This is a genomic window from Flavobacterium segetis (assembly GCF_900129575.1).
Lineage (GTDB): Bacteria > Bacteroidota > Bacteroidia > Flavobacteriales > Flavobacteriaceae > Flavobacterium > Flavobacterium segetis.
The window spans coordinates 269,577-293,471 of sequence record NZ_FQWE01000003.1; the positions used below are offsets into that span (position 1 = coordinate 269,577).

Genomic DNA, 23,895 nt, shown 5'->3' on the forward strand with positions numbered 1-23,895 from the left:
TTTTAATTAGTGTTCTTTATGGTAAAATTCAAACTCCCAATAATTTCTTTAAACATTCCATTAAAATCAAACTCTGGGTTTTCTTTTAATCCCATTCTGACTATTACTACATCTAATGATGGGATAATCACTACCATTTGTCCTTGAAATCCGCCGCAATAATACATATCTCTGGGAGCATCAGGGAATTTCCCACCACTATTCAACCAAAAATGTCCACCATAATCACCGTTTGATGTGTTAGTAGATGTTGCCGTGTATTTAGCCCAACTTTCATTAAATATTTGCTCACCGTTCCAGTTTCCTTTGTGTAAATACAGCAAACCAAACTTAGCCCAATCTCTTGTTGTAGCCCAACCATAAGATGAACCAACATAATTACCCTTCATATCCGTTTCTACGAGCATAGAATTCATACCTATTTTATCTATTAAGGATCTGTACCAAAAATCAAGATATTCTTGATGCGTTTTAAACTGCTTTCGCAAAATCCCTGATAATAGATTTGTAGTTCCTGATGAATAGTTCCAGTGTGTATTGGGTTTATAAGCAGCTGACTTTTCTAGCTGTGAACGCGTCATATCTTCCGCTTGAAAAAGCATCTTAGTCGCATCGCAAATTTTATCGTATTTTTCCTCCCACTCCAAACCAGAATTCATGTGTAGTAAATCATTTGTAGTAATAATTTTGCGCTCATCATTTGCCCATTCTGGAATTGGTGCTGGTGCATAAATATTAAATTTACCTTGCTTTTCTAAAACACCAAACATGGCACTAGTAATACTTTTTGTCATTGACCAACCTAAAATTTTACTATCTTTATTAAAGCCTGTATCATATTTTTCAGCTATAATTTTATCCTTATAAATAACTAAAAGGGAGCGCGTTCGTTTATCAATTTTACCGTCGGTATCAAAAGTATTGGCAACAGCTGCATTAAGTTTAGTATAATCAACAGATCTAAAAATAGTATCTTTTGGTTCCAAGTTTCCGTAAGGAAAGGGCAAATTATTGTTTAGTTTATTACGATTAGGAAATAAGTACGGTTTTGTCACATCAAAATCATCATTAATTAGTGTCGCTCCTAGTCCTTTACGATATATAGCTTTGCGCTCTTTTAAGCCATAAACTGAAGCAGTGGCAAACTTACCCGCTTCATTAATAGTGTTCTTAGCTAAATCTATAAGCGCAATGTCATTATCCCCTTTTTCAATCATTTCTTGAGACCGATTGTCTATAAAATAACCCGAAGCAATACTTTTGGCTGAAAAGCCGGAAATTAAATCTAGTTTTGGATAAGTTGTAAAACCGACATAAACTAGCACAACAAATATTCCAATACCAGCAAACTTGAAGAACTTTTTCATAAAAATTATTTTGAAGCAATTTAATAAAAAAGATCATAAATGCATCGGAATAATACGGACATAAAATGAGGTTTTATTAACAAGTGTTTGCTAAAAATCAGTTGCATTTTTACTACTTTTGTATTTAGATAAATTCTAAATAATATTGAAAGAAATTAGATAAATTTATCTGTAATACAAAGTCTACTATCAATAAAACATATAATAGACTTACTAAAAAAGAAATTACATGTTAGATATAAATAAAATTAGAGCCGACTTTCCAATACTTTCCCAGAAAGTGAATGGAAAACCATTAGTTTATTTCGATAACGGCGCCACTTCGCAGAAACCACAGGTGGTAATTGACGCTATTTCCAAATACTATCAAGAAATCAATGCTAATATTCATCGAGGTGTACATACTTTGAGCCAACTTGCAACTGACGCGTACGAAATTTCAAGAAGCAAAATTCAAAAACATATTAATGCTGAGTTTGCACATGAAGTTCTTTTTACTTCGGGTACCACTCATGGGATCAACTTGGTTACGAACGGGTTTGCTTCTCTATTAAAAGCTGGAGATGAAATTTTGGTTTCGGCGTTAGAACACCATAGCAATATCGTACCATGGCAAATGTTGTGCGAGAAAACAGGAGCTGTTTTGCGTGTCATTCCTATGAACAATGAGGGCGAATTGATCATGGAAGAATATGACAAACTGCTTTCAGGTAAAACTAAAATAGTTACCGTAAATCATATTTCCAACGCTCTTGGTACTGTCAATCCTATTAAATATATGATTGATAAAGCGCACGAAGTTGGTGCTGCAATCTTAATTGATGGCGCGCAAGCCGTTCCACATTTAAAGCCTGATGTACGAGAACTAGATTGTGATTTTTACGTTTTTTCTGGTCATAAAATTTGCGGGCCTACAGGAACTGGTATCTTATACGGAAAAGAAGCTTGGCTCAATAAACTACCGCCCTATCAAGGTGGTGGCGAAATGATTAAGGAAGTGAGTTTTGAAAAAACAACTTACGCTGAACTACCTCATAAATTTGAGGCCGGAACACCAAATGTTGCTGGAGGAATTGTATTAGGAACCGCGATTGATTACATGAATGAAGTTGGTTTTGACAACATTCAGCAACAAGAGAAAGAATTGTTAGAATACGGCACGAAAAGATTATTAGAAATTGAGGGTTTGAAGATTTTTGGTACAGCTAAAGAAAAAACATCTGTAATTTCGTTTAATATTGAAGGAATCCATCCTTACGATATTGGTACTATAGTTGATAAGTTGGGAATTGCAGTGCGAACAGGTCATCATTGTGCGCAACCCATAATGACTTTCTTTGATATTCCTGGAACAATTAGAGCTTCTTTTGCATTTTATAACACTATGGAGGAAATTGATCTAATGGTTGCGGCAATTAAAAGAGCTCAAATGATGTTATCTTAATCAATATGAAAATTCTAACTGCATTTTTAATTTTTTTATTTTTAGGTAAAGGATGTGATAACGCAACTGCTCAAGATATGGGAAACACAGTTATTGAATACACAGCTTCTAGTAGAGGTTTTTACCAAAAAATAACGGTTAAAAATGAGACGCTAACTGTTTCAAGAAATAGAAACGTAGATGATAAAGCTATTATTAGCAAAATAAATCCGTCAAATTGGAAATCGGTAGTTTTACTTTTTCAAGAGTTAAAATTAGAGGATTTAAAAGAATTAAAAGCACCTTCTGAAAAACGATTTTACGATGGTGCGGCTATTGCCAGCTTAAAAATAAGTATTAAAGATAAAAATTACGAAACTTCTAGTTTTGATCATGGCTTTCCGCCAAAGGAAATTAAGCAGTTAGTTGATAAAATAAACTCACTAGTTAAAAAAGATTAGAACCAACAAAAATTCAGTTTACTATGAAAATTAAAGAAATACAGGACGAAATTGTTGATGAGTTCTCCATGTTTGACGACTGGATGGAACGATATGAATATATTATTGAACTCGGTAAAAAACTTCCAATAATCAAAGAAGAGTATAAAACCGACAATAATATTATCAAAGGTTGCCAATCTAAAGTGTGGTTGCAAGGCGAGCAAAATGATGATACGGTTGTTTTTACAGCTGATAGTGATGCGATATTGACAAAAGGAATTATAGCGATTTTAATTCGTACGTTCTCCAATCAAAAAGCAGCTGATATCTTACAAGCTGATATGGATTTTATTGACGAAATAGGATTGAAAGAACATTTATCACCAACACGCGCTAATGGATTGGTATCGATGATTAAAAATATTAAAATGTATGCTTTAGCATTTGACTCAAAAAATTAAAATAGATTTTAGTTTTTTTAAAACATATAAGTCAGATAAGTTTTTCAAAAGATTCAAATGAAATAATTCGATAATTATGAATTTTACAAAAGCATTTTTATAAGATTTAGTTTATCAAGTTAATGGCGCAGCAATTGAAGTTCATAAAAGTATTGGTCCTGGTCTTCTAGAAGTTGCATATCATCAATGCCTTAAAAAAGAATTAGCACTACGAAAAATAAACTTTTTATCTGAATTGTTAGGCCGTTAAAATACAAAGGATATGAATTGGAATCTAAGTTAAGATGCGACTTATTTGTTGAAAATGCACTAGTGGTAGAATTAAAATCAGTCAGCGAATTTAATCCTATTTTTGAAACCCAACTTTTAACTGATATGAACTTATTAAACTCACCTATTGGGTTATTGATAAATTTTAATGTAAAAAATATACTTTACGAAGGTCAAAAAACCTTGGTAAATAAATTATATACTAATCTCGAAGATTAGATAAGACGTAATAATATTTAACTACATTTTAAAATTAACGAAAAATAAAAAACTAACATGACTTATATGTTTAAAACAGAAGTAATATATCTAAAAATCAAAAATTAATAAAAATGGAACAAGAAATAGACACTACAGACTTAGGAGAATCAATCGTAAAGACTTTAAAAACAATTTATGATCCAGAGATTCCTGTTGATATATACGAATTAGGATTAATTTATGACGTAATGGTAAATACTGATTATGAAGTAAAAATACTAATGACTCTTACTTCACCAAACTGTCCAGTTGCAGAAAGCTTACCAAGAGAGGTGGAAGATAAAGTTAAATCTATTGCAAATGTGAAAAATGCTGAAGTTGAAATAACATTTGATCCACCATGGAGCAAAGATTTAATGAGTGAAGAAGCAAAACTAGAATTAGGAATGCTATAATTAGTCATAAAGTTAAAAGTCATAAAGCTTGTAAAAAAATGCCTTATGACTTTTAACCTTAGACCTAAAGACTTAGATATGGAAGAAATAATAAATAAAGTTGCCAATAGCGTGCTGGAAATTTTCGATCTCGAAGATTATTATTTAAAAGGTACACGGGTGCAAGTCGATATTTCGCAATGGCTGATAGAAGGCTTTTTATTAAAAGAAAAAGACTTTAGAGAGTCTTTAAAAAACAACGATTGGTCACAATATCAAGATCAATATGTCGCTATTAACTGCAGTACAGATGCTATTGTACCCGCTTGGGCATCCATTTTAGTTGCGATACAATTAGCGCCATTTGCAAAAAAAATAATAAATGGAACGATTGAGGATTTAGAAGCTTCGCTTTATGAAGAATTACTATCTAAAATTGATTACTCCGTTTATACAAACAAGTCCATAATCATTAAAGGATGTTCCAGAAAACCAGTACCTATGCGGGCTTACGTGCTAGCTGCACATTATCTGCAACCGTTTGCCAGAAGTATAATGTATGGTGAAGCATGCTCGGCAGTTCCTTTGTTTAAAGCTAATAAAAAAGTTTGATCTCTTTAGATTATAATTTCATAACACAAATTATTTATAGTTTAAAGTAATAATTATCTATTTTTGACAAAACTTTCAACAATAATTTCTATGAAAAAAACAGTAATTATTTCATTTCTATTTTTGACATTTATAGCTGTCAAGGCACAAGAAACTGTTCAAGATAGCACAAAATTATGGAAGAGAAATGGAAACATCTCGTTGCTTTTTAATCAAACGGCTTACAATAAGCAATGGCTAGGAGGCGGAACTTCTAATGTTGCAGGAAACTTTGGACTTAACTACGACTTCAATTACAAAAATGGTGATGTTGTTTGGGATAATAAATTCATTTTAGCTTATGGCCTTAGCAAAATAAAAGGAGATGAGAAAACTGCAAAAACTGACGATCGTTTAGAATTGAATTCTCTTTGGGGTAAGAATGCGTCTGGTCAGTGGTACTATTCTATGTTTTTTAACTTCAAAAGTCAAGTAGATACTGGCTTAGATAAGAATATGACAAAAATATCTCATTTCTTTTCTCCCGCTTTCTTTCAACTAGGTCCCGGAATTTTATGGAAAAAAAATGACAATTTAAGCGTTAATTTTTCTCCTGCAACTGCTAAACTAATAATAGTTCACCCTCATTTTACTGAATTCGGATCTTCATTTGGAGTTCTGCAAGGAGATTCCTCTCGATTTGAATTTGGAGCAAGTATATCAGCTTATTATAAACTTAATTTAATGACCAATGTTTCTGTTGAAAACCGATTGAATTTATATTCTAATTATCTTGATAATCCGCAAAATGTTGATGTGGATTACCAAATGAATGTAGTTATGAAAATAAATAAATATCTATCAGCAAATATAGCCTTACAAGCTATTTATGATGATAATTCGGTAAAGGCAGTTCAGATTCGAGAAGTTTTTGGCTTGGGTGTTAATTATGGCTTTTAAGTAAATATAATTTTGCAAAAAATACCTTTAGAAAATTTCTAAAGGTATTTTTTATTTTATCTTATTAGAAAATAACGAACATTAAACAATCATCTCAATCAAAATTCTTTAGCTTATTTTGGCGCAGCTATTTCCATTAAAAATGTAGCAAGTAAGGCTCCATAAGTTCCTATTACATAACCAAAGACAGCTAGAAGAACACCTACACTCGCTAATGATGGATGAAAAGCGGAAGCTATAATGGGCGCCGATGCTGCTCCACCTATGTTTGCCTTACTTCCCACGGCAAGGAAAAAGTAGGGTGCTTTAATTATTTTGGCAACGATGACTAAAAGTAAAACGTGTATTGACATCCAGATAAGTCCTACGACTAATAATCCAGGATTACTCATAACAGATCCTAAATCCATTTTCATTCCAATTGAAGCTACTAAAATATAAATAAAAACGCTTCCTATTTTACTCGCTCCAGCGCCTTCATATTCCTTGAGTTTAGTAAATGAAAATAAAATTCCTAATGCAGTGGCAATTGTAACCATCCAAAAAAAGCGATCTCCAAAAGTTGAAGCAAAACTTGTAGGATCATTTACAATTGTGAAATTAGCTTTCAATAAATCAGAGATTGAATTACTTCCCCAATGTGATAGTCCCACTGCTGTAAAAGCTATTCCTAAAATCACCATTAAATCCGTAAGACTTGGGTTTCTAGTTACAGTGCTGGAATAAGCAGTTACCTTTTCTTTTAATTCATCAATAGAACGATTATCCGCCTTTAACCATTTGTCGATCTTTTCTTTTCTTCCAATACCAAAAAGCAATATAGCCATCCAAATATTAGCTACTACAATATCTACCAATACCATGGCTCCATATTTTTCTTGATTGTATTGAAATACTTCAAGCATTGCAGCTTGATTTGCTCCGCCGCCAATCCAACTACCCGCTATTGTTGAGAGCCCGCGCCACACGGCATCAAAGCCTGCTCCGCCAACGGTTTCAGGAGAAAAAATAGACATGATTAAAACTGCAAGTGGAGCACCAATAATTACACCAACTGTTCCCGTAAAAAACATTATTAAAGCCTTAGGACCTAATTTAAACATTGCTTTTAAATCAATACTCAAAGTCATTAAAACTAAAGCTGCTGGAAGTAAATATCGACTAGCGATAAAATATATAGATGATTTTTGTGTTATTATTTCGCCATTTTCTCCCATTTCACTCCATTCTGGCGAAATGATATTTAATGAACTAAATATAGATGGTAGCAAATAACACATTAATAGAGACGGAAAAATAATATAGAATTTCTTCCAAAAGCCATCTTTGATTGAAGAGGTGTAAAACACAAAAGCCAAAAGCAACATTAACAATCCAAATACTATTGTATCATCAGTAATAAAAGGCCGATTTATCATATTTATAAATTTCGTTGCAAAATAAGGTATTTTAAACTCAAAATTGCTAATTCTAATTATACTTTGAATTCTATGACAATGGCTTTCATGGTTTAAAAGGAAGTTGTGTTTTTGTAAAACAAAATTTGATTACTGTTTCCTTGCCTATGTTTTGTGAAACATCCTTGATATCAGTTACTATATAATTTATTGTATTTACAAGGAATTATAAATTTACTTGATTGCCCATGCGATTACGCTACATATGATTTAAAGTTGTATTGACAAATAAATAACACATTTAACTCAACACTTTTAATCATTAAAGTTGTTGTTTCATGATAGAATTTACCACCATACAATGAAAAATTGTAAATAGGAATTCTTATGTTTTTGCCAACACAATGGCGATTGTTTTTGTTTAATACTTAAATAAATATATTTTACAACATCATTGAAGTCTGTCCAAGTTTCGTTTTCAGTTGGATCAATTCCCCATTCGGTTTTTATAGGAAGATAATATGTTTTATCGACACTATTAAGGCTTTTGAAAGTTTCCACATTGATATAATAGCCTTTTATCGCTTTTTGAAAAACAGGGTGGTAAATTCCTTGATAATCAAAAGGAATGAATAACGACACTAAAAAACATAGCGCTTGAGAAACTTCGTGAATTGCCAAAGTATTAAGCAGTGTGGCAGTACAGTCATGATAAAGTATAGGAAATTGTTTTGTTTTCAATTTTTCTAATTTCTCTTTCAAGGAATCATTTCTATTTGGACCAATCCAATTATTTATCGGTTCTACTGAAATACTGGGATCATAGAGATAAAATTTATAGGCTAACTCAAGGTGGATGCATTGTTTTGTGTTTTCATCTTGAATAATAAAATCAATCTCACCGATAGTTTTTTTGTCTTCAATTATTTGAATGTTTTCATAGAGCAATTTGTATTTTGTAGAAGATCTAATTAATTCAGCAACTATTCTTTCTATTAAATGACCCAACCTTAAATTAATAGGTAATTGAAATTCCAGGTGAGATACTAGATCTAATTCCGATAAGTTAAAAGTTTGACAGCCGGTAATAGAAGAATCTAAACTCTTTGCTTTCATAATTGATGCAATTCTCGACTTCATTTTCATTTTATAATTGTTATAATTAGTGTACTTTTTTCTAATGTTTTCTGAGGAAACTTACTATTTTACTTTTCGACTATTACGTTTTTTGCTTCGTATAATTGACCTCTTCAGTTCCTATAAAAAATTTAATAATTTACAGAACACAGTGACAATTTACTAATTGTGGCCAAAGAGCGAAGCGGTTCGTAATCTTATTTCTTATCAGCAATCATAATGATGCAAGTGACTGCGATAAGCTGACCAATTTTAAGAGCGTGAGCCAAAAGATTTAATATAAATCTTCTATAAACTGATCAACAAAAATTATTAACATACTTGAAAAAGTTAGAATAATTTTTTTTCACCCAAAATTTCTGGGGTTAATGACTGGTCTTTATCTTTTTCAACTTGCCTATGAAACGTTATTTAAAACTCAAAATCATCAATAAATTAAACATTTAAAAAAGTTATTAAGAAATTTGATTCTTTTACATAGGAACCTTTGCTATCGGAAGTAGTGTTTTTAGGACTGACAAGTCTGTTCAATTTTTTTAATTTTCCGCTCATTATTTATGTTCTCAATTATGATTAAATATCCTATACCGCATCCAGGTTGACACAGATAATTTCTGCATAAAATTCCAATTTATTTTCGTTCATGAAAGACAATTTTAGAAAACAAAATTCGTCCCAAAAACTTAAAGCTACCATCTATATTTAAGATATTTGCGCTTTCAGGAAATTCAGATAAATATTTCAATCTAAATTTGTTATTGTTTTAAAATTCGTTGATTTTTTTTTTTAGGTATTATTAATAGAGTTATCAGCTTTTAATTTTAATATTTTAAAATATAATTTTATACTTTCATCTTCATATTTTGATGGAACATATAATTTTCATTTATACCAATAATTAATTTGGTTGTGTCTTTTGCTTTTTAATTTTTTTTAATTATGAAACTTTATAATTTGAATTTTATAGTTTGTCGAATTAACTTCAATATTATTTACTTTTTTATCATATCTAATGACCGGAAATTGAGGAAATGTTAAGAATACTTTTGGGTTTTTATGAATATAATCAACCATTTCTACAAATAGAGGATTAATAATTTCTTTCTCAATATCTAGTTTTGTTTTTACTTTTTCACTGTATTATGGTTAATCTATCCCATTTTTTTGATTTGTAGACCCTACTACCTTATAATTCCTAAATGTAGAAATAATAATTTTATTATAAATCAGCGAAGATTTCTAATTTCTACCATTTAAATTCCAAAATCGAAACCTATTTACATTACTATTATCGCATGAGGTATAGTGCCGAAGTTTTGTGAGAAAATCGTTTTATATGATCCCGAATTTAGGGACTATGTAAAAGATTGCAGCGTACACCCCGACCCAGCTGTAATAATAATGAAAGCGAGAACATGACAAAAAAAATCCCTATTGAAACTCAAAAGGGATTTTGTAAAGTAGAAAATACTTTAGTTATTCGGTGTCGTTATCGTCGTTATCGTCTTTCTCGACAGCATCTTTATAATCAGGGTACAAAAATTTATTGTAAGGAAAGCGCGTGATATGAATTTGTCGTACAACTTCGTAAACACGTTCTCTAAACTCTTCAAAATTTTCTTTATTAGTAGCCGAAATGAACAATGCATTTTGCTCGCCAACTCGATTCATCCAGGTAGATTTCCACTCTTCTAGAGTGTAATGTCTTGGTGTTTTTTCGGTCATTAAATCATCTGCGTCAATAGTCAAATGCTTGTAAGCATCAATTTTATTAAAAACCATGATCACTGGTTTGTCATTTGCTTTGATGTCCAATAACGTTTGATTTACCGATGCGATATGGTCTTCAAATTCAGGATGCGAGATATCAACAACATGCAATAATAAGTCGGCTTCGCGAACTTCATCTAATGTACTTTTAAAAGAATCTACTAATTGTGTTGGCAATTTTCGAATAAATCCTACTGTATCCGAAAGCAAGAAAGGTAAGTTTTTGATCACCACTTTGCGAACGGTTGTGTCCAAAGTTGCAAAAAGTTTGTTCTCCACAAAAACATCACTTTTACCTACTGCGTTCATTAAAGTTGATTTCCCAACATTAGTATACCCCACTAAAGCCACACGAACCATTGCACCACGATTTCCGCGTTGCACGCCTTGTTGCTTATCGATAGTTTTTATTTTTTCTTTCAATAATGCAATACGGTCACGCACAATACGTCTGTCTGTTTCAATTTCCGTTTCACCAGGTCCACGCATTCCAATTCCTCCTTTTTGGCGCTCAAGGTGCGTCCACATTCCGGAAAGTCTCGGCAATAAATATTGACATTGCGCTAATTCTACTTGCGTTCTCGCATATGAAGTCTCAGCACGTTGTGCAAAAATATCAAGTATAAGGTGCGTTCGATCAAGGATTTTACATTCGGTTAATATTTTGGAGATATTTTTTTGCTGTGATGGTGATAATTCATCGTCAAATACCAAAGTCGAAATGTCATTTTCTTTGACAAACTGATGAATTTCTTCAATCTTTCCTGTTCCCACAAATGTCTTAGGATTTGGACGTTCCATTTTTTGCGAAAAGCGCTTCACCACTTGACCTCCAGCGGTAAAAGTCAAAAACTCCAATTCGTCTAGGTATTCATTTAGTTTTTCTTCACTCTGATTTTGAGTCACAATACCTACAATGGCTGTCTTTTCGAAATTTATTACTTCTTTTTCTAACATACTTTTAAATAAGTGACAAATTTAATGATTTGTGAGGGACTTATGAGGTTATCGAATTATAAATAAATCACAACATACGAATAATGATATATTTAGCCATAAATAGTATAAAAATCGATTATATAAACTAAAAATGTATTTCCAAAATAAGACCTCAAATTGCTTTTGTGCATCCCTAAATTAAAACAATTGGAAGAAAATGAATCTGCGAATCTGTGGTCAAACCTTTAAAACTAAAACATAAGAAAACAAATCTGCAAATCAGTGGCCGAACTTTTTAAAATAGACTAAAATTAAACAACAAAAGCATCTAAAAATAAATCTGCGAATCAGTGGCCGAATCTTTAAAACTAAAAAATTTAAGAAAAGAATATGCGAATCCGGGGTCAACCCTTTAATAATAAGCAGCACAATTTATGGAAAAAATGCTTTCCCTGTAATTGTAATTCGTAAGGCAAGACTACCGTATATTTTAATTATTTTTACAACAAACTATGAATCAATGAATCGATTTTTAAATCTACTAATTGTATTTCTTTTTCCCGCTTTTCTTTTTGCACAAAGTAATTTTAATGACTTGTTAAATGAACTGGATCAAACTATTGCTAATCCTGCATTTTATTTGGATAAAAAAGAAAGTTACATCGGCAAACTCAAAGTGCAATGCATGCACGCAACGACTGATCTAGAAAAATATGCTTGTAATGAAAAATTATACTTAGCTTATAAATCCTATCAGTCTGATTCGGCGATGGTTTACGCCCGCAAAGGTTTTCAAATTGCGAAAAAATTAGACGAGCTAAAAAAGCTAGCTCACGCACAACTAAATTTAGCTTCGATAATGGCAACTTTAGGAATGTATAAGGAATCAACTGATTTATTAAAACTAATATCTATTGAATCTACTGCTGATTTAAAGGGTTATTATTTTAATACGAGCAGTGTAATTTATGGCTATATGTATGATTACGCGGCATCACCACAAGAAAAACAAAAGTATATTGAACTAACTAGAAAATACCGCGATTCGTCCCTACAGTATTTTAAGCCGCACACTAGCGCTTTTATAATGGCTAAATCTAGTTTCTTTATAGATGTAGGGCAATATGATAAAAGCTTAGCGTTGCTGCTTCCGTATTTTCCAAAAATCACTAAAGAAAATCCCGATCGAGCAGTTTTTGCCTATTTAATTTCACAGGCTTATCGGCAAAAAAACGAACTCGATCAACAGAAAAAATGGTTGGCTATCTCAGCAATTTCTGATTTGGCTTTAGCCAAAAAAGAATATATTTCATTGCGTTCTTTAGCGTTTATAATGTATAAAAGTGGCGATATTGATCGTGCTTATAAATATATTGAACGTTCATTAGCCGACGCTCTTTTTTGTAATGCCCGATTACGGACTTATGAAATTTCTAAAATGTTGCCCATCATCAACGAAGCGTATCAAAAACAAAATGAAACCAATCGATTCCAATTAATTCTGTTTTTGATGAGTACAAGTGTATTGTCACTATTTCTTTTAGGCGCTCTTTTTATGCTTTTTAAGCAAATGAAAAAAGTGGCAAAAGCAAAAGAGGATTTAGGTTTAGCTAATACTAAACTGCTAGAATTGAATGGAGAGTTAAGTGTTTTTAATAAAAAATTGAATGATAACAATTACAATTTAACTGAAACTAATTTATTAAAGGAAATTTACATAGGCCGCTACATGGATCAATGTTCTGATTACATACTCAAACTAGACGAATACCGTAGAAAATTAAATAGTATGGCTACATCAGGCAGAATAAATGAACTAACGCAAGCCGTAAAATCAAAAAATTTTATTGAAATTGAACTCGCAGCTTTTTTAAACACTTTTGACGTAACCTTTCTACAACTTTTTCCAAATTTTATCGAAGAATTTTCGGCTTTATTAAATGATAGTGAAACAGTGCAGTTGAAAGAAGGTGAATTGCTAAACACTGAATTACGAATTTTTGCACTAATTAGGCTTGGCATAAAAGACAGTGCAAAAATTGCTACTTTCTTGCGTTATTCCGTTTCTACTATTTATAATTATCGGTCGCAAATCAAGAGTAAGGCAGCCGGCGCACGAGAGGATTTTGAGTCTCAAGTAATGCGTATCGGAACAAAATTAAACCAATAAATCATGAACTTATAAAATCTCAATAACTCTTAAAATTTTATAAAAAGCACAATTTCTGATAATGTAGTACTACTTTTTTATTGATCTGATTTTAATTAACTACCTATAAATCATTATATTGCAAACATAAAAAGGAATTGTAATCTACTTTCTTAAATTCTTCAAAAAATAATGCGATTAAAGAGTTTACTTTTACTTTTTGATCCTTCTTAATAGGATAATCTGATTGTGAAGGTTGGATTTGTTATATGGATTCAAATTCTTTTTAGAACTAAATATTAATTTACAATTTAAAAAAATGAAGCAAGTTATTTTTACATCTCTTTTGTGGTTAGCTTTTTTTAGCCCAATAAAAGCGCAGCAATTAAAATCTCCAAATGGAAATTTTGTAATGGATTTTAATTTGCAAAGCGATGGAACACCTTCGTACAACTTAATTTATAAAAATAAAGTGGTTGTAAAATCCAGTAAGTTAGGACTCGAATTAAAAGACGACAAAAAATCATTACTGGATGATTTTACTATTGTCGATACAAAAACAGCAACATTTGATGAAAACTGGAAACCTGTTTGGGGAGAAGTAGCTTCAATTAGAAATCATTATAACGAACTAGCTGTAACATTAAATCAGAAAATAACAGATCGAAAAGTGATCATTCGCTTTCGTCTTTTTGATGACGGTCTTGGATTTCGCTATGAATTTCCGTCGCAAAAAAATCTAACTTATTTTGTAATTAAGGAAGAGAGAACACAGTTTGCAATGACAGGAAACCACACTGCATTTTGGATTCCTGGCGATTATGATACTCAAGAGTACGATTACACTAAGTCAAAATTATCAGAAATAAGAGGATTATCAGAAAAGGCAACCACTGATAATGTATCGCAAAGATCATTTTCACCAACAGGAGTTCAAACATCATTGATGTTAAAAACGGCTGACGGAATTTATATCAATTTGCACGAAGCGGCATTGATCAATTATTCTTGTATGCACTTAAATTTAGATGATAAGAATATGATATTTCAATCGTGGTTAACACCGGATGCACGCGGTGATAAAGGATATATGCAAGCGCCACATCACTCGCCTTGGAGAACCATTATTGTGAGTGATGATGCAACAGAAATTTTAGCTTCAAAAATGACATTGAATTTAAATGATCCTAATAAAATTGAAGATACTTCCTGGATCAAACCTATAAAATATATTGGAGTTTGGTGGGAAATGATAACTGGAAAAAGCTCATGGGCTTATACAGATGATTTTCCTACTGTACAATTGGGAATAAGTGATTTTTCTAAAGCGAAACCAAACGGAAAACACGCTGCCAACAATGAAAAAGTAAAAACATATATTGATTTTGCTTCGAAGCATGGTTTTGATGCCGTTCTAGTCGAAGGTTGGAATGAAGGCTGGGAAGACTGGTTTGGTCATTCTAAAGATTACGTTTTTGATTTTGTTACACCTTATCCAGATTTTGATGTCAAAGGAATTGAAGCTTACGCCAAATCTAAAAAAGTAAAAATGATTATGCATCATGAAACTTCAGGTTCGGTTCGTAATTATGAGCGTCACATGGATAAAGCGTATCAATTCATGAAGGACAATGGTTATGATGCTGTAAAAAGTGGCTATGTAGGTGATATCATGCCAAGAGGTGAAAACCATTACAGCCAATGGATTGTTAATCACTATCAATATGCTTTAGAAAAAGCGGCGGAATATAAAATTATGATTAATGCGCATGAGGCCGTTCGTCCTACGGGAATTGCAAGAACTTATCCCAACTTGATAGGGAATGAAGCCGCTAGAGGAACAGAATATCAAGCTTTTGGTGGCAGTAAACCAAATCACGTGACCGTCTTGCCTTTTACACGTTTAGTGGGTGGACCAATGGATTACACTCCAGGGATTTTTGAGATGGATATAAGCAAGTTGAATCCTGATAATAAATCTCACGTAAATAGCACAATTGCAAATCAATTAGCATTGTATGTTACTATGTACAGTCCGTTGCAAATGGCTGCCGATTTACCCGAAAATTATGATCGTTTTCTGGATGCTTTTCAATTCATCAAAGATGTTGCCGTAGATTGGAGTGATAGTAAATATTTAGACGCAGAACCAGGAGAATATGTTACGGTCGCACGTAAAGCTAAGGGAACTACCAGTTGGTTTGTAGGTAATGTGAATGGAGAAACTCCGCGAACTTCAATTATAAAGTTTGATTTCTTAGACAAAGGAAAAAAATATGAAGCTACCGTATATGCAGATGCCAAGGATGCACATTATAAAACAAAACCTCAAGCATATACAATTAAGAAAATGACTGTATCTAGTAAATCAAAGCTGACGCAGCTCTCAGCTGCTGGCGGTGGTTTTGCTATTAGCATTATTGAAGTTAAATAAACTATATATTTTATAAAAAATTACCCCCAAATAGTTCTTCACTATTTGGGGGTTTTTTATCAATAAAAAGGTCAGATTCTTTTTTGAAATTGAACAACATAGCAATAAATTAAATCTGTTTTTTGAGATCGCTTTTTAGCAGTTTTAACATCAATACCTTAATCAAGGATTAAGTTTTAACCGTTTTAATCTTAATAGAAAAATTGTTGCTCTTATGTGGTTCTAAGAAAATAAATCATTGGACCCAAAAATTATTCGTACAAATACGCAATTTCAGTTTTTACTATTCCGTTGTCCTCAATAATGGAGCAGGAAATAGGATAGTTTAAAGCGTTGTACTTGTATTTTCTATTAGTCGCGATATCTTGAGTTGAAGTAGAATTAAAACTAACTTCATTGTTATTGGAAATTGATTCTAAATCAAATTCTTCTTCATGAAATGAAATTACAGGTACAATAACTTTGTATTGTGGACCAAATGTGTTTTGAGCAATTAATAATTCCACTGAATTTTTGTCATCAAAAATAAAATTTCTAATTGTTTTATCACCTATTAATCCTTTGTGTCTGGTAATATTATCTTTGTAATATACGTACTCAATTTTATTAATTATTTGTTTATTGCGATCTCTACTAGAGCGACGAATGACAATGCCATTCTCTACTATGTACTCAATATCTTCAATAAAAGTTTGCTGAATATTACTTTTTTTACTTGTGGCTCTTACTCGTGATCCATCGTAAGCAATGAGAACAGTTTTAGTAACTAATTCACCACCTTCTTCGTATTTTTTTATAAATTTTACAATTTGGTCTTGCTTATTATAGGAGTAATTAATCACTTCTTTCCAATTGCTTCCTTCCTTATCCTTAACTGTCATGTCCAACAATCCTTTTTCATTATAAAAAAAACTTTGCTTGACGTCTGATGTTTTAATTGAAACAATTTTTCCATCCTTAAATAAGATAGTTTTATTAATAATTTCGCCACTTTTGAGGTTGCGAAAATTAGTCTTCACAATATTAATTTGTTTTAATTGAACTTGACTTTTTTTTGTTTGACTTTGAATCAAAAAAGAATGAGCTATAAAAAATAGCGTGATGTAGAAAACTTTCATGTAGTAGAAACATAGATTTGGGATTGCCAAAGTACGAAAACGAATTAACGTAAAGCCTCAATAATTCAAATTTGTAAACGGCCGTTACAATTTTTATCTAGGAAAATTAGTAGATGATATTTATCCAAAAAAAAAGAGTCCATCTTTACCTGTAGATGAACTCTTTTCAAAATTGTAGATATAGTAGGCTTATTTTACTGAAATAAGTTTTATTTCAAAGATTAATACTGAACCACCTGGAATTCTATTTCGATCGCTGTTACCATATCCTAAATTAGAAGGTACTAATAAAATACCATTTCCACCTTCCTTAAAACACGTAATTCCCTCGGTCCAACCTTGAATAACTTGTTGTAAGTTAAACGTGATTCCATCAGCGCCACTTTGATCAAACACATTACCATTAGTAAAATATCCTTTATAAGCAACTCTCACATCTGAAGTTGTGGTAGGCTGAGCTCCAGAGCCTTTTTCATTGACTACATAATATAAACCAGAGGCGCTTTTTTGAGCATTCAAGTTATTCTTAGCAATATAATCTGTAATTTCTTTTTCGTTTCTGGCAGTAAAATCCTCTTCTTTATCTTTCGAACAAGAGATAAAAAGTGAAAATACAACAGCAATTAAGGCATATTTCATAGTTCTTTATTTTTATTTTTTTTGTGGAACAAATATAATAAAATTTAAACTTTAATGATTTAAAATACGAAAGCGCTATTGCTTCTTTACTATCACAAATATGAATTAAAAATTATTCAGATTAATTAAACTTAGTAAATAGATGAAGACAACGCCTTTTAAGAACTAAGGGATATCATGATTTATAAGAAATCAATCAATTATTTATCTCCAAAAATTTGAACATCATCTATTTGAAATCCTCCGTCTAAAGCTTTATTTCTTCCTGAACCTACAAATTTAAAAGCAATATTTATGGAGCCAGTATAGGAGGACAAATCTACTGCGCCACTTCCTACAAACTGATTGTCAGGCGTGGCTTGATTTGGTAAATTTACCGCTAAACGAGTCCAGGTTGCAGTTGTGACATTCACTCCGTTAAAATTAGTAGAAACATAAACTTCCAGCGCGTTTAATGGGGAATCCACATCTAGACCGTTTTGTGCTGCTCGAAAAGTTAGTATTTCTTTTTTATAGATATCCATATTTATTTTTGGTGTTATCAACCAAGCCACATTTGTAAGTACTCTAGTGCCTGAAAAATAAAATTCAGCGTAACTATTACCAGCGTAAGTGCCACCTCGCCAAGAAATTGTTCCGCTTTGAACAATATTAGCCCAGCCCGGTAAACTTACAGCTGACCTGTCGACAACAGTTTTAAAATCTTGGGAGAAAAAGGGAATTATTCTTTTCCCCGTTAGATCAACATCTTTTTCTGATCGTGGTAAAAGCTGATAATCATCTCCAAATCTAGTTAAAATACCACGTACTTTTCCGCTTCCATCAGGAACGATCTTAGTGGAAAAGTCAGAAAAACTGCTGGTTCTAAAATAGATTTGATTTCCTAATTTATCTATCAAACCCCAGTTGGTTGCCCCGCCTGTATTATTGGCTTCTTCAAAATAACGCCGTCCAACTGCTTCTTCAGAAAATTGGACATCAGACAATTCGACAAAGGTATTAAGATTCGAGTCGTTTAATAATTCTGACATAGTCAATGATCGAACTAAATCTTCCTCTTTTAAAGTGGTGCAAGAAGCGTTTAAAATCTTTTTATAATCATTCTGCGATAATCGACCTACTCCTCCTTGATTACCTGCACTTACAAAAATATTGCCTATGCGCATCCCACCAAACGACAGATCAGTATATTGATCCTTTAATTTTATGTATACTTTATTACCTACTCGATAATCAATATAAAGATTTGTCGCATCCACTGGAACGCTAAATCCTATGGCAGGTGTTGCGGCTGTTGCCAAAGTTTGAAAAGAGATCGATTTAAAAAAATTTCCCGCTTCATCGCTGGAAACGACATATGCTTCAATAATATCATCGAATTTATATTGGGTTACAACATTATTTGCAACCGCGCGAATCTCACCTACTTTTTTGTTAGATATCAAATCGGGTTGTGTGCAAACTAGTTTAGGAGCGTCAATAACGTCGTCAACGCAACTGCAATAAATTACTATAATTATTAGCAATAAAAAGGATTTGTAAAATATTGATTTCATTTTTTCATATTTAAAAATTGACATAAAGATTTACGAAATAGGTTCTTCCATATCCATAAAAATATTTGTTACCAAAAGAAGGTGTTCCGCTAGAAACATCTTGATTGCGTTCTCTAAAATTAGCATTTCGAGCTTGTTCATAACCGCCCGTTTTATAAGAAAAATTGAGAACATTATTAATGCTAGCAAACACACCATAATTTTTTCCATTAATACGCCAAGATTTTCCTCCAACTAAATTTAGTAATAGTGATGGATCAAATTTCTCTTGTTTTAACAACTCAGCGGCTCTTTCTTCTGTCGCTTCTGGAAAATTAAAACCACTTGCTGGATTTTTATAAAATATCTCAGTTCTTGCAATAGCAGAAACATCGACATAACTATTTGTCAAATAATTAATATTAGAACTTATCCACCAGTATTTAGGATCTCTATATTCTAATCCAAATGAATAAGCGCGCTGAGGCATTCCAGCTTGTTTGTAATTTTTAAGTGTTGCTTTTCCAAAATCAAATACAGGACTGGTGTTCTCTATTGAAGCTTTCGCATCATTTGTTAACATTACTTGTGGGTTACTATCATAAATATATTCGCCAAAACCCACTGCTAAAGTAGCTTTAACGGTAGATGTCAATTGGTATTCTAAACTTAGTTCTGCACCAATATTTTTTTTATTTATCCCAGTCATAGTTTGACTCACAAATGCATCAGTGTTTAAGTAACCCGCACCATCATCAAAAATTCCTTCGGCATAAAAAAAAGATATTTGAGTAGCATCTCTAATCAAGGAATAATAGGTTGTAAACCGACCTTTTAATTTTGGGGAACGATAGACATAACTAGCATCAAGACTACTGATGGTTTCACTTTTAAGACCGTTCACAATTGTATTATTTAATCTAGAATTAGAAAAAATGTTTCGTAATGATGGTGCTTTTGTTAAATGTGCGGCATTAAAAACAACTACTTTTTTTCCGGAAATCTTTAAATTTAATCCGGCTTTGAAACCAAAGTTTTCAAACTTTACTATTTCACTCTTACCAAAAGAGTTGTTTTCATAGATTCCATTTTTATATAAACCTTCACGTTGATATTGACTACTAGAAAACTGTTGTGCGAGATAAAAATCTACTTTTTTGTAATTGAATTTAAACTGTGTAAAAGCTTCTAAAGTAGTAGCGTAGAAATTATAATTATATCCGTAAGTATCGCCTGCAAACACTTGACGATTTGGATTATTAAGATCTGATTGTGATTGATTACCGCTATAAAATGCATCAATATCCTCATAATAAGATCCACCAAGCAAGTCCATCAAGTATTGAGAATAGCGTAGTTTCGATTTTTTATAAGTTACACCAGCATTTAAAAAAATATTTTCAGAAACTTCCAATGTTATATTTGATGCCAGTATTCCCGTTTGGTCTTCAACTTGATCTTCATATAAAACATATTTGCTTTTTGAAGGTTCAAAACCAATCACGTTTCCACTTGCATCTACCACTTGACTTTGATTAGCTTGGTAAATTGCGGTCCAATTTATTTGAGAATTTTCTAAAAATAAATTCTTACTTTTTTCAGCATTTTGATAATCTGGAATAAACGCACCCGAAAATTCACCGTTGTCTCTTTCATACAAAGAGCTATAATAACTAGGTAAGTTTCTATAATAGGTAGGATCAGGACTATTCGAATTTTGATAATCGATATTACTGTTTGCTGTTCTTCCAAATTGGTAAGTTGCACTACTAATCAAGTTCGTTTTTTCATTAATTTTAAAATAATGATTGAGCATTACAGTAGGCGCTTCAATTGTTTTTACACGTGAATTTCTTCTTTTTCCATCTTGAAAACCCCAGTATGAATTATACTTAACACTCGTTAATTGGTTAACTTCATCCGTATTTGGGGAGTTTTTGGCTCTAGAATTTGGTGTGTACATTGCCGTTAGATTAATGGAATGCTGATTAGTCCATTTTTTTTCGAGACTCAAAAAAAAAGAATTTGCATCATAACTAGTTCCTTCAAAATATCCTTGCTGTGCCCAGCGCTTTCCTGCCGAAATTACGTAAGCCCAGCCGCTCGCATTCATTCCTGATGCGTGAGTGCCCATTGTACGCCAGCTATAATTAGTATTTGTTCCAGAAAATGTAATTCGGGATCCTGGTCTATAAATTGAAGCACGAGTGCTTATTTGTTGCGTTCCTAAAATTCCTCCAAAAATATAATCAGAAGTAACAGTTCCTAGCGTAAATTCTTGATTGCGAAGCGCATCATTAAGGCCGCCCCATTCTCCCCATTGCGGTCTTCCATCATACACTTTGTTCATAGAAACACCATTTATCATCATTGTTGAATATTCACTATCTAAGCCTCTAACTCGGAATCGAGCTTGACCCCAATTGAATGCAGCGGCTTGCAAAAAAGCATCGCGGGTAGATTGTAAAAGTCCAGAAGTGCTTTCGGAACTACTGTTTTCATCGCTAAAATCACTTTCAATTAAAGATATTATACTACTTTGTTGCTCGAATGACTGATCTTCTTCTAACAATATTGTTCCCAAGTTCAAGAGTTGTCCTTCAACAATTTCTACAGGAATAAGTGCATCTTTATATCCTTGAGATCTGATGGATAGTAGAAATTTCCCTGCTGTAACATTTTGAAAACTAAATTCACCATCGGTTTTAGTAAGTTGTAGTAATGTAGAATTTGGTACGCTAACAACTACAAATCCCAGCGGATTTTGTGTTTTAGCATTCAAAATTTTACCGTTGAACCCAGTATTGTTTTGAGCAAAACTGGAGCCCATTTTAAGTAGAAGAAAAAACACAAAGTAAAATTTATTCATATACACTACTCTAATTAATCAATCATTGATAACAAAATGCCTACTAAGCACATCATTAAAAAATTCAACCTACGGCATAAGTGCGTAGGTTGAATTCTACAAATGAAAGGTGATTTCTAAAAATGTAAAAACCTTAAATAATTATAAATTGATTTTTGGAAAAGTGGTATATACTTTTGAAATTAAATGCTAATAAACGTGGTATTTATAAATTAGCAAACATTGTTTTACACAATATTTAATGATAAAAGTAAGACAAAAAATTATTAAACTACTGATTTACAGATAAAAAAATTTATTGAGTTTTCTTAATTTATTTTTCAATGATTAATCCTGAAATAAGAAGACGTGTAATTTAGCCCCGGTAGAAGCAAGTATCCCACGCTTTTGGGCGTGGATACTGCGGATGACGGGACAAAAAGTATTTTAAAAAATGAATTTTATGCTCCTAAAAAATTAAATTTTATGCTATTGCTTTTATCCTACTAACCATAAAAGTGATTAGAATTCCGAAAATACCAATAAATGCAAAAGAAAATTGCAGGCTTGAAAACTCTGCTATATAGCCAATTACTGGTGGACCCAATAAAAATCCTAAAAAGCTAACGCTTGAAACTATGGTGAGCGCTATGCTTGGTGAAACATTTTTATTTTTTCCCGCAATGCTATAAATTGTGGGTACAATTGTTGAAACGCCAAGACCAACAAACATAAAGGCAATTGTTGCTGGAATAATATATGGAAAAATAACAGCTGTGAAAAGGCCTAGAGAGATCATTACTCCGCTTATTTGTAAGACCGTTTTTCTTCCAAATCTCAAGATTAATCCATCGCCAATAAAACGCCCGCTAGCCATTGTGATCATAAAAGAAGTATAGCCTAAAATTACTAATGGTCCAGGTACTTTAATGACATCTTTAAAATAAATCCCGCTCCAGTCAAACATAACGCCTTCGCTGGCCATGGAACAAAATGCTATAATACCCAGCCATATAAGTGTACTATCTGGTTTAGTAAACATTTTTTTCTTTTCGGTTTGGATCTTTTCCTTGGCAACAATTAAAAATTTGTAATTAAAAGCAACCATAATAAGAACGATTGCGCCAATTATTAAAAAGTGTATGTAAGGTGTGAGTTTAAAAGCTAACATTGCCAGTCCTAGAAGAGCACCTGTAAATCCAGCAAAACTCCACATGCCATGAAACGAGGACATAATTGTTTTTTTAAATAAAACCTCGGTGTAAACTCCTTGTGTGTTTACAGCTATATTTGCTAAATTTCCAAATATTCCAAAAACAAATAATGCCAGTGATAATTGCCAAGCTTGCGTAGCTAAGCCAATATTTGTTAAACTAATAGCATAAGAGATAAGTGAAAAAACTAGCATGCGATGACTCCCAAAATAACTAACTAATTTTCCTGAAAACGGCATGATCACTAACTGACCTAACGGCAAAGCGAATAAAATGGTACCAAGATCACCTTCACTCAATTGTAAAGTAGTCTTAAGATCTGGAATTCTACTAGCCCAAGTTGCAAAAGATAAACCCATAGCAAAATAAAACGCTGAGACTGCCCATCGTATTCGTCGTAAATAGGATGTTTTCGCATTAGCGAAGGATTTCTTGATCTTTCCTTTGTTGTGAAACCTTCCAAAAAAATTTAAATCTATCAATTTGCTTTATTTTGTATTTAAAAGTGCAAAACTACAAAAAGCAATTGCTTGTTGATTCAGTCCAATGCAATTGAAAAAATATA

The 23,895-nt window shown here is 32.3% G+C and carries 19 protein-coding genes; 10 read left to right on the forward strand and 9 right to left on the reverse strand.

Going from position 1 to position 23,895, the window contains the following annotated elements:
* Positions 1 to 2 precede the first annotated feature (2 nt).
* Positions 3 to 1,367 (reverse strand): serine hydrolase domain-containing protein, encoded by a 1,365-nt coding sequence (locus BUA99_RS05555; RefSeq protein WP_072989321.1) that lies wholly within the window; start codon positions 1,365 to 1,367, stop codon positions 3 to 5.
* A gap of 229 nt (positions 1,368 to 1,596) precedes the next feature.
* Between BUA99_RS05555 and BUA99_RS05560 the strand changes: the two genes are divergently transcribed.
* From BUA99_RS05560 to BUA99_RS05590, 8 genes are all read left to right on the forward strand, one after another.
* Positions 1,597 to 2,811, forward strand: a complete 1,215-nt coding sequence (locus BUA99_RS05560) for an aminotransferase class V-fold PLP-dependent enzyme (RefSeq protein WP_072989323.1) — start codon at positions 1,597 to 1,599, stop codon at positions 2,809 to 2,811.
* Between the two features lie 5 nt (positions 2,812 to 2,816).
* Entirely contained in the window at positions 2,817 to 3,251 is a 435-nt protein-coding gene (locus tag BUA99_RS05565; protein ID WP_072989325.1) for a hypothetical protein, read from the forward strand.
* Positions 3,252 to 3,274: 23 nt separating this feature from the next.
* Entirely contained in the window at positions 3,275 to 3,694 is a 420-nt protein-coding gene (locus BUA99_RS05570; RefSeq protein WP_072989327.1) for a SufE family protein, read from the forward strand.
* A gap of 151 nt (positions 3,695 to 3,845) precedes the next feature.
* On the forward strand, positions 3,846 to 3,944 hold the full coding sequence (locus BUA99_RS15465) for a GxxExxY protein (RefSeq protein WP_262487696.1): 99 nt from the start codon (positions 3,846 to 3,848) through the stop codon (positions 3,942 to 3,944).
* Positions 3,945 to 3,961: 17 nt separating this feature from the next.
* Positions 3,962 to 4,183 carry a GxxExxY protein gene (locus BUA99_RS05575; protein ID WP_262487693.1) on the forward strand — a complete coding sequence of 74 codons (222 nt, stop codon included), beginning with the start codon at positions 3,962 to 3,964 and terminating at the stop codon, positions 4,181 to 4,183.
* Positions 4,184 to 4,296: 113 nt separating this feature from the next.
* On the forward strand, positions 4,297 to 4,620 hold the full coding sequence (locus BUA99_RS05580; protein ID WP_072989329.1) for an SUF system Fe-S cluster assembly protein: 324 nt from the start codon (positions 4,297 to 4,299) through the stop codon (positions 4,618 to 4,620).
* 78 nt (positions 4,621 to 4,698) lie between these two features.
* Complete coding sequence (locus tag BUA99_RS05585; RefSeq protein ID WP_072989331.1) at positions 4,699 to 5,211, forward strand: DUF2480 family protein; 513 nt, start codon at positions 4,699 to 4,701, stop codon at positions 5,209 to 5,211.
* Between the two features lie 90 nt (positions 5,212 to 5,301).
* Positions 5,302 to 6,150, forward strand: coding sequence for a DUF3078 domain-containing protein (locus BUA99_RS05590; protein WP_072989333.1), 849 nt, complete (start codon positions 5,302 to 5,304; stop codon positions 6,148 to 6,150).
* A 113-nt stretch (positions 6,151 to 6,263) separates the two neighbouring features.
* Here the strand turns inward: BUA99_RS05590 and BUA99_RS05595 are convergent, their stop codons facing one another.
* The 3 genes from BUA99_RS05595 to hflX form a co-directional block, all read right to left on the reverse strand.
* Positions 6,264 to 7,568, reverse strand: coding sequence for a DUF819 family protein (locus BUA99_RS05595; protein ID WP_072989336.1), 1,305 nt, complete (start codon positions 7,566 to 7,568; stop codon positions 6,264 to 6,266).
* 327 nt (positions 7,569 to 7,895) lie between these two features.
* On the reverse strand, positions 7,896 to 8,687 hold the full coding sequence (locus BUA99_RS05600) for a DUF1853 family protein (RefSeq protein ID WP_234972917.1): 792 nt from the start codon (positions 8,685 to 8,687) through the stop codon (positions 7,896 to 7,898).
* 1,473 nt (positions 8,688 to 10,160) lie between these two features.
* Positions 10,161 to 11,411: a GTPase HflX gene (hflX, locus tag BUA99_RS05605; RefSeq protein ID WP_072989340.1), complete on the reverse strand. Its 1,251-nt coding sequence runs from the start codon at positions 11,409 to 11,411 to the stop codon at positions 10,161 to 10,163.
* 502 nt (positions 11,412 to 11,913) lie between these two features.
* On the opposite strand from hflX, the gene BUA99_RS05610 reads away from it, so the two are divergent.
* The gene (locus BUA99_RS05610) at positions 11,914 to 13,563 is read left to right on the forward strand and encodes a DUF6377 domain-containing protein (protein ID WP_072989343.1); all 1,650 of its coding nucleotides are present in this window, start codon (positions 11,914 to 11,916) and stop codon (positions 13,561 to 13,563) included.
* A 298-nt stretch (positions 13,564 to 13,861) separates the two neighbouring features.
* On the forward strand, positions 13,862 to 15,976 hold the full coding sequence (locus BUA99_RS05615; RefSeq protein ID WP_072989742.1) for a glycoside hydrolase family 97 protein: 2,115 nt from the start codon (positions 13,862 to 13,864) through the stop codon (positions 15,974 to 15,976).
* Between the two features lie 251 nt (positions 15,977 to 16,227).
* On the opposite strand, the gene BUA99_RS05620 is transcribed toward BUA99_RS05615, so the two are convergent.
* From BUA99_RS05620 to BUA99_RS05640, 5 genes are all read right to left on the reverse strand, one after another.
* A complete protein-coding gene (locus tag BUA99_RS05620; protein ID WP_234972918.1) occupies positions 16,228 to 16,995 on the reverse strand; it encodes a hypothetical protein in 768 nt (255 codons plus the stop codon).
* A 288-nt stretch (positions 16,996 to 17,283) separates the two neighbouring features.
* Complete coding sequence (locus tag BUA99_RS05625; protein ID WP_072989348.1) at positions 17,284 to 17,733, reverse strand: FKBP-type peptidyl-prolyl cis-trans isomerase; 450 nt, start codon at positions 17,731 to 17,733, stop codon at positions 17,284 to 17,286.
* 200 nt (positions 17,734 to 17,933) lie between these two features.
* Positions 17,934 to 19,289 carry a DUF5689 domain-containing protein gene (locus BUA99_RS05630; protein WP_072989744.1) on the reverse strand — a complete coding sequence of 452 codons (1,356 nt, stop codon included), beginning with the start codon at positions 19,287 to 19,289 and terminating at the stop codon, positions 17,934 to 17,936.
* Between the two features lie 10 nt (positions 19,290 to 19,299).
* Positions 19,300 to 22,137 (reverse strand): carboxypeptidase-like regulatory domain-containing protein, encoded by a 2,838-nt coding sequence (locus BUA99_RS05635; RefSeq protein ID WP_072989351.1) that lies wholly within the window; start codon positions 22,135 to 22,137, stop codon positions 19,300 to 19,302.
* A gap of 463 nt (positions 22,138 to 22,600) precedes the next feature.
* Positions 22,601 to 23,812, reverse strand: coding sequence for an MFS transporter (locus BUA99_RS05640; RefSeq protein ID WP_072989353.1), 1,212 nt, complete (start codon positions 23,810 to 23,812; stop codon positions 22,601 to 22,603).
* Between the last annotated feature and the right edge of the window lie 83 nt (positions 23,813 to 23,895).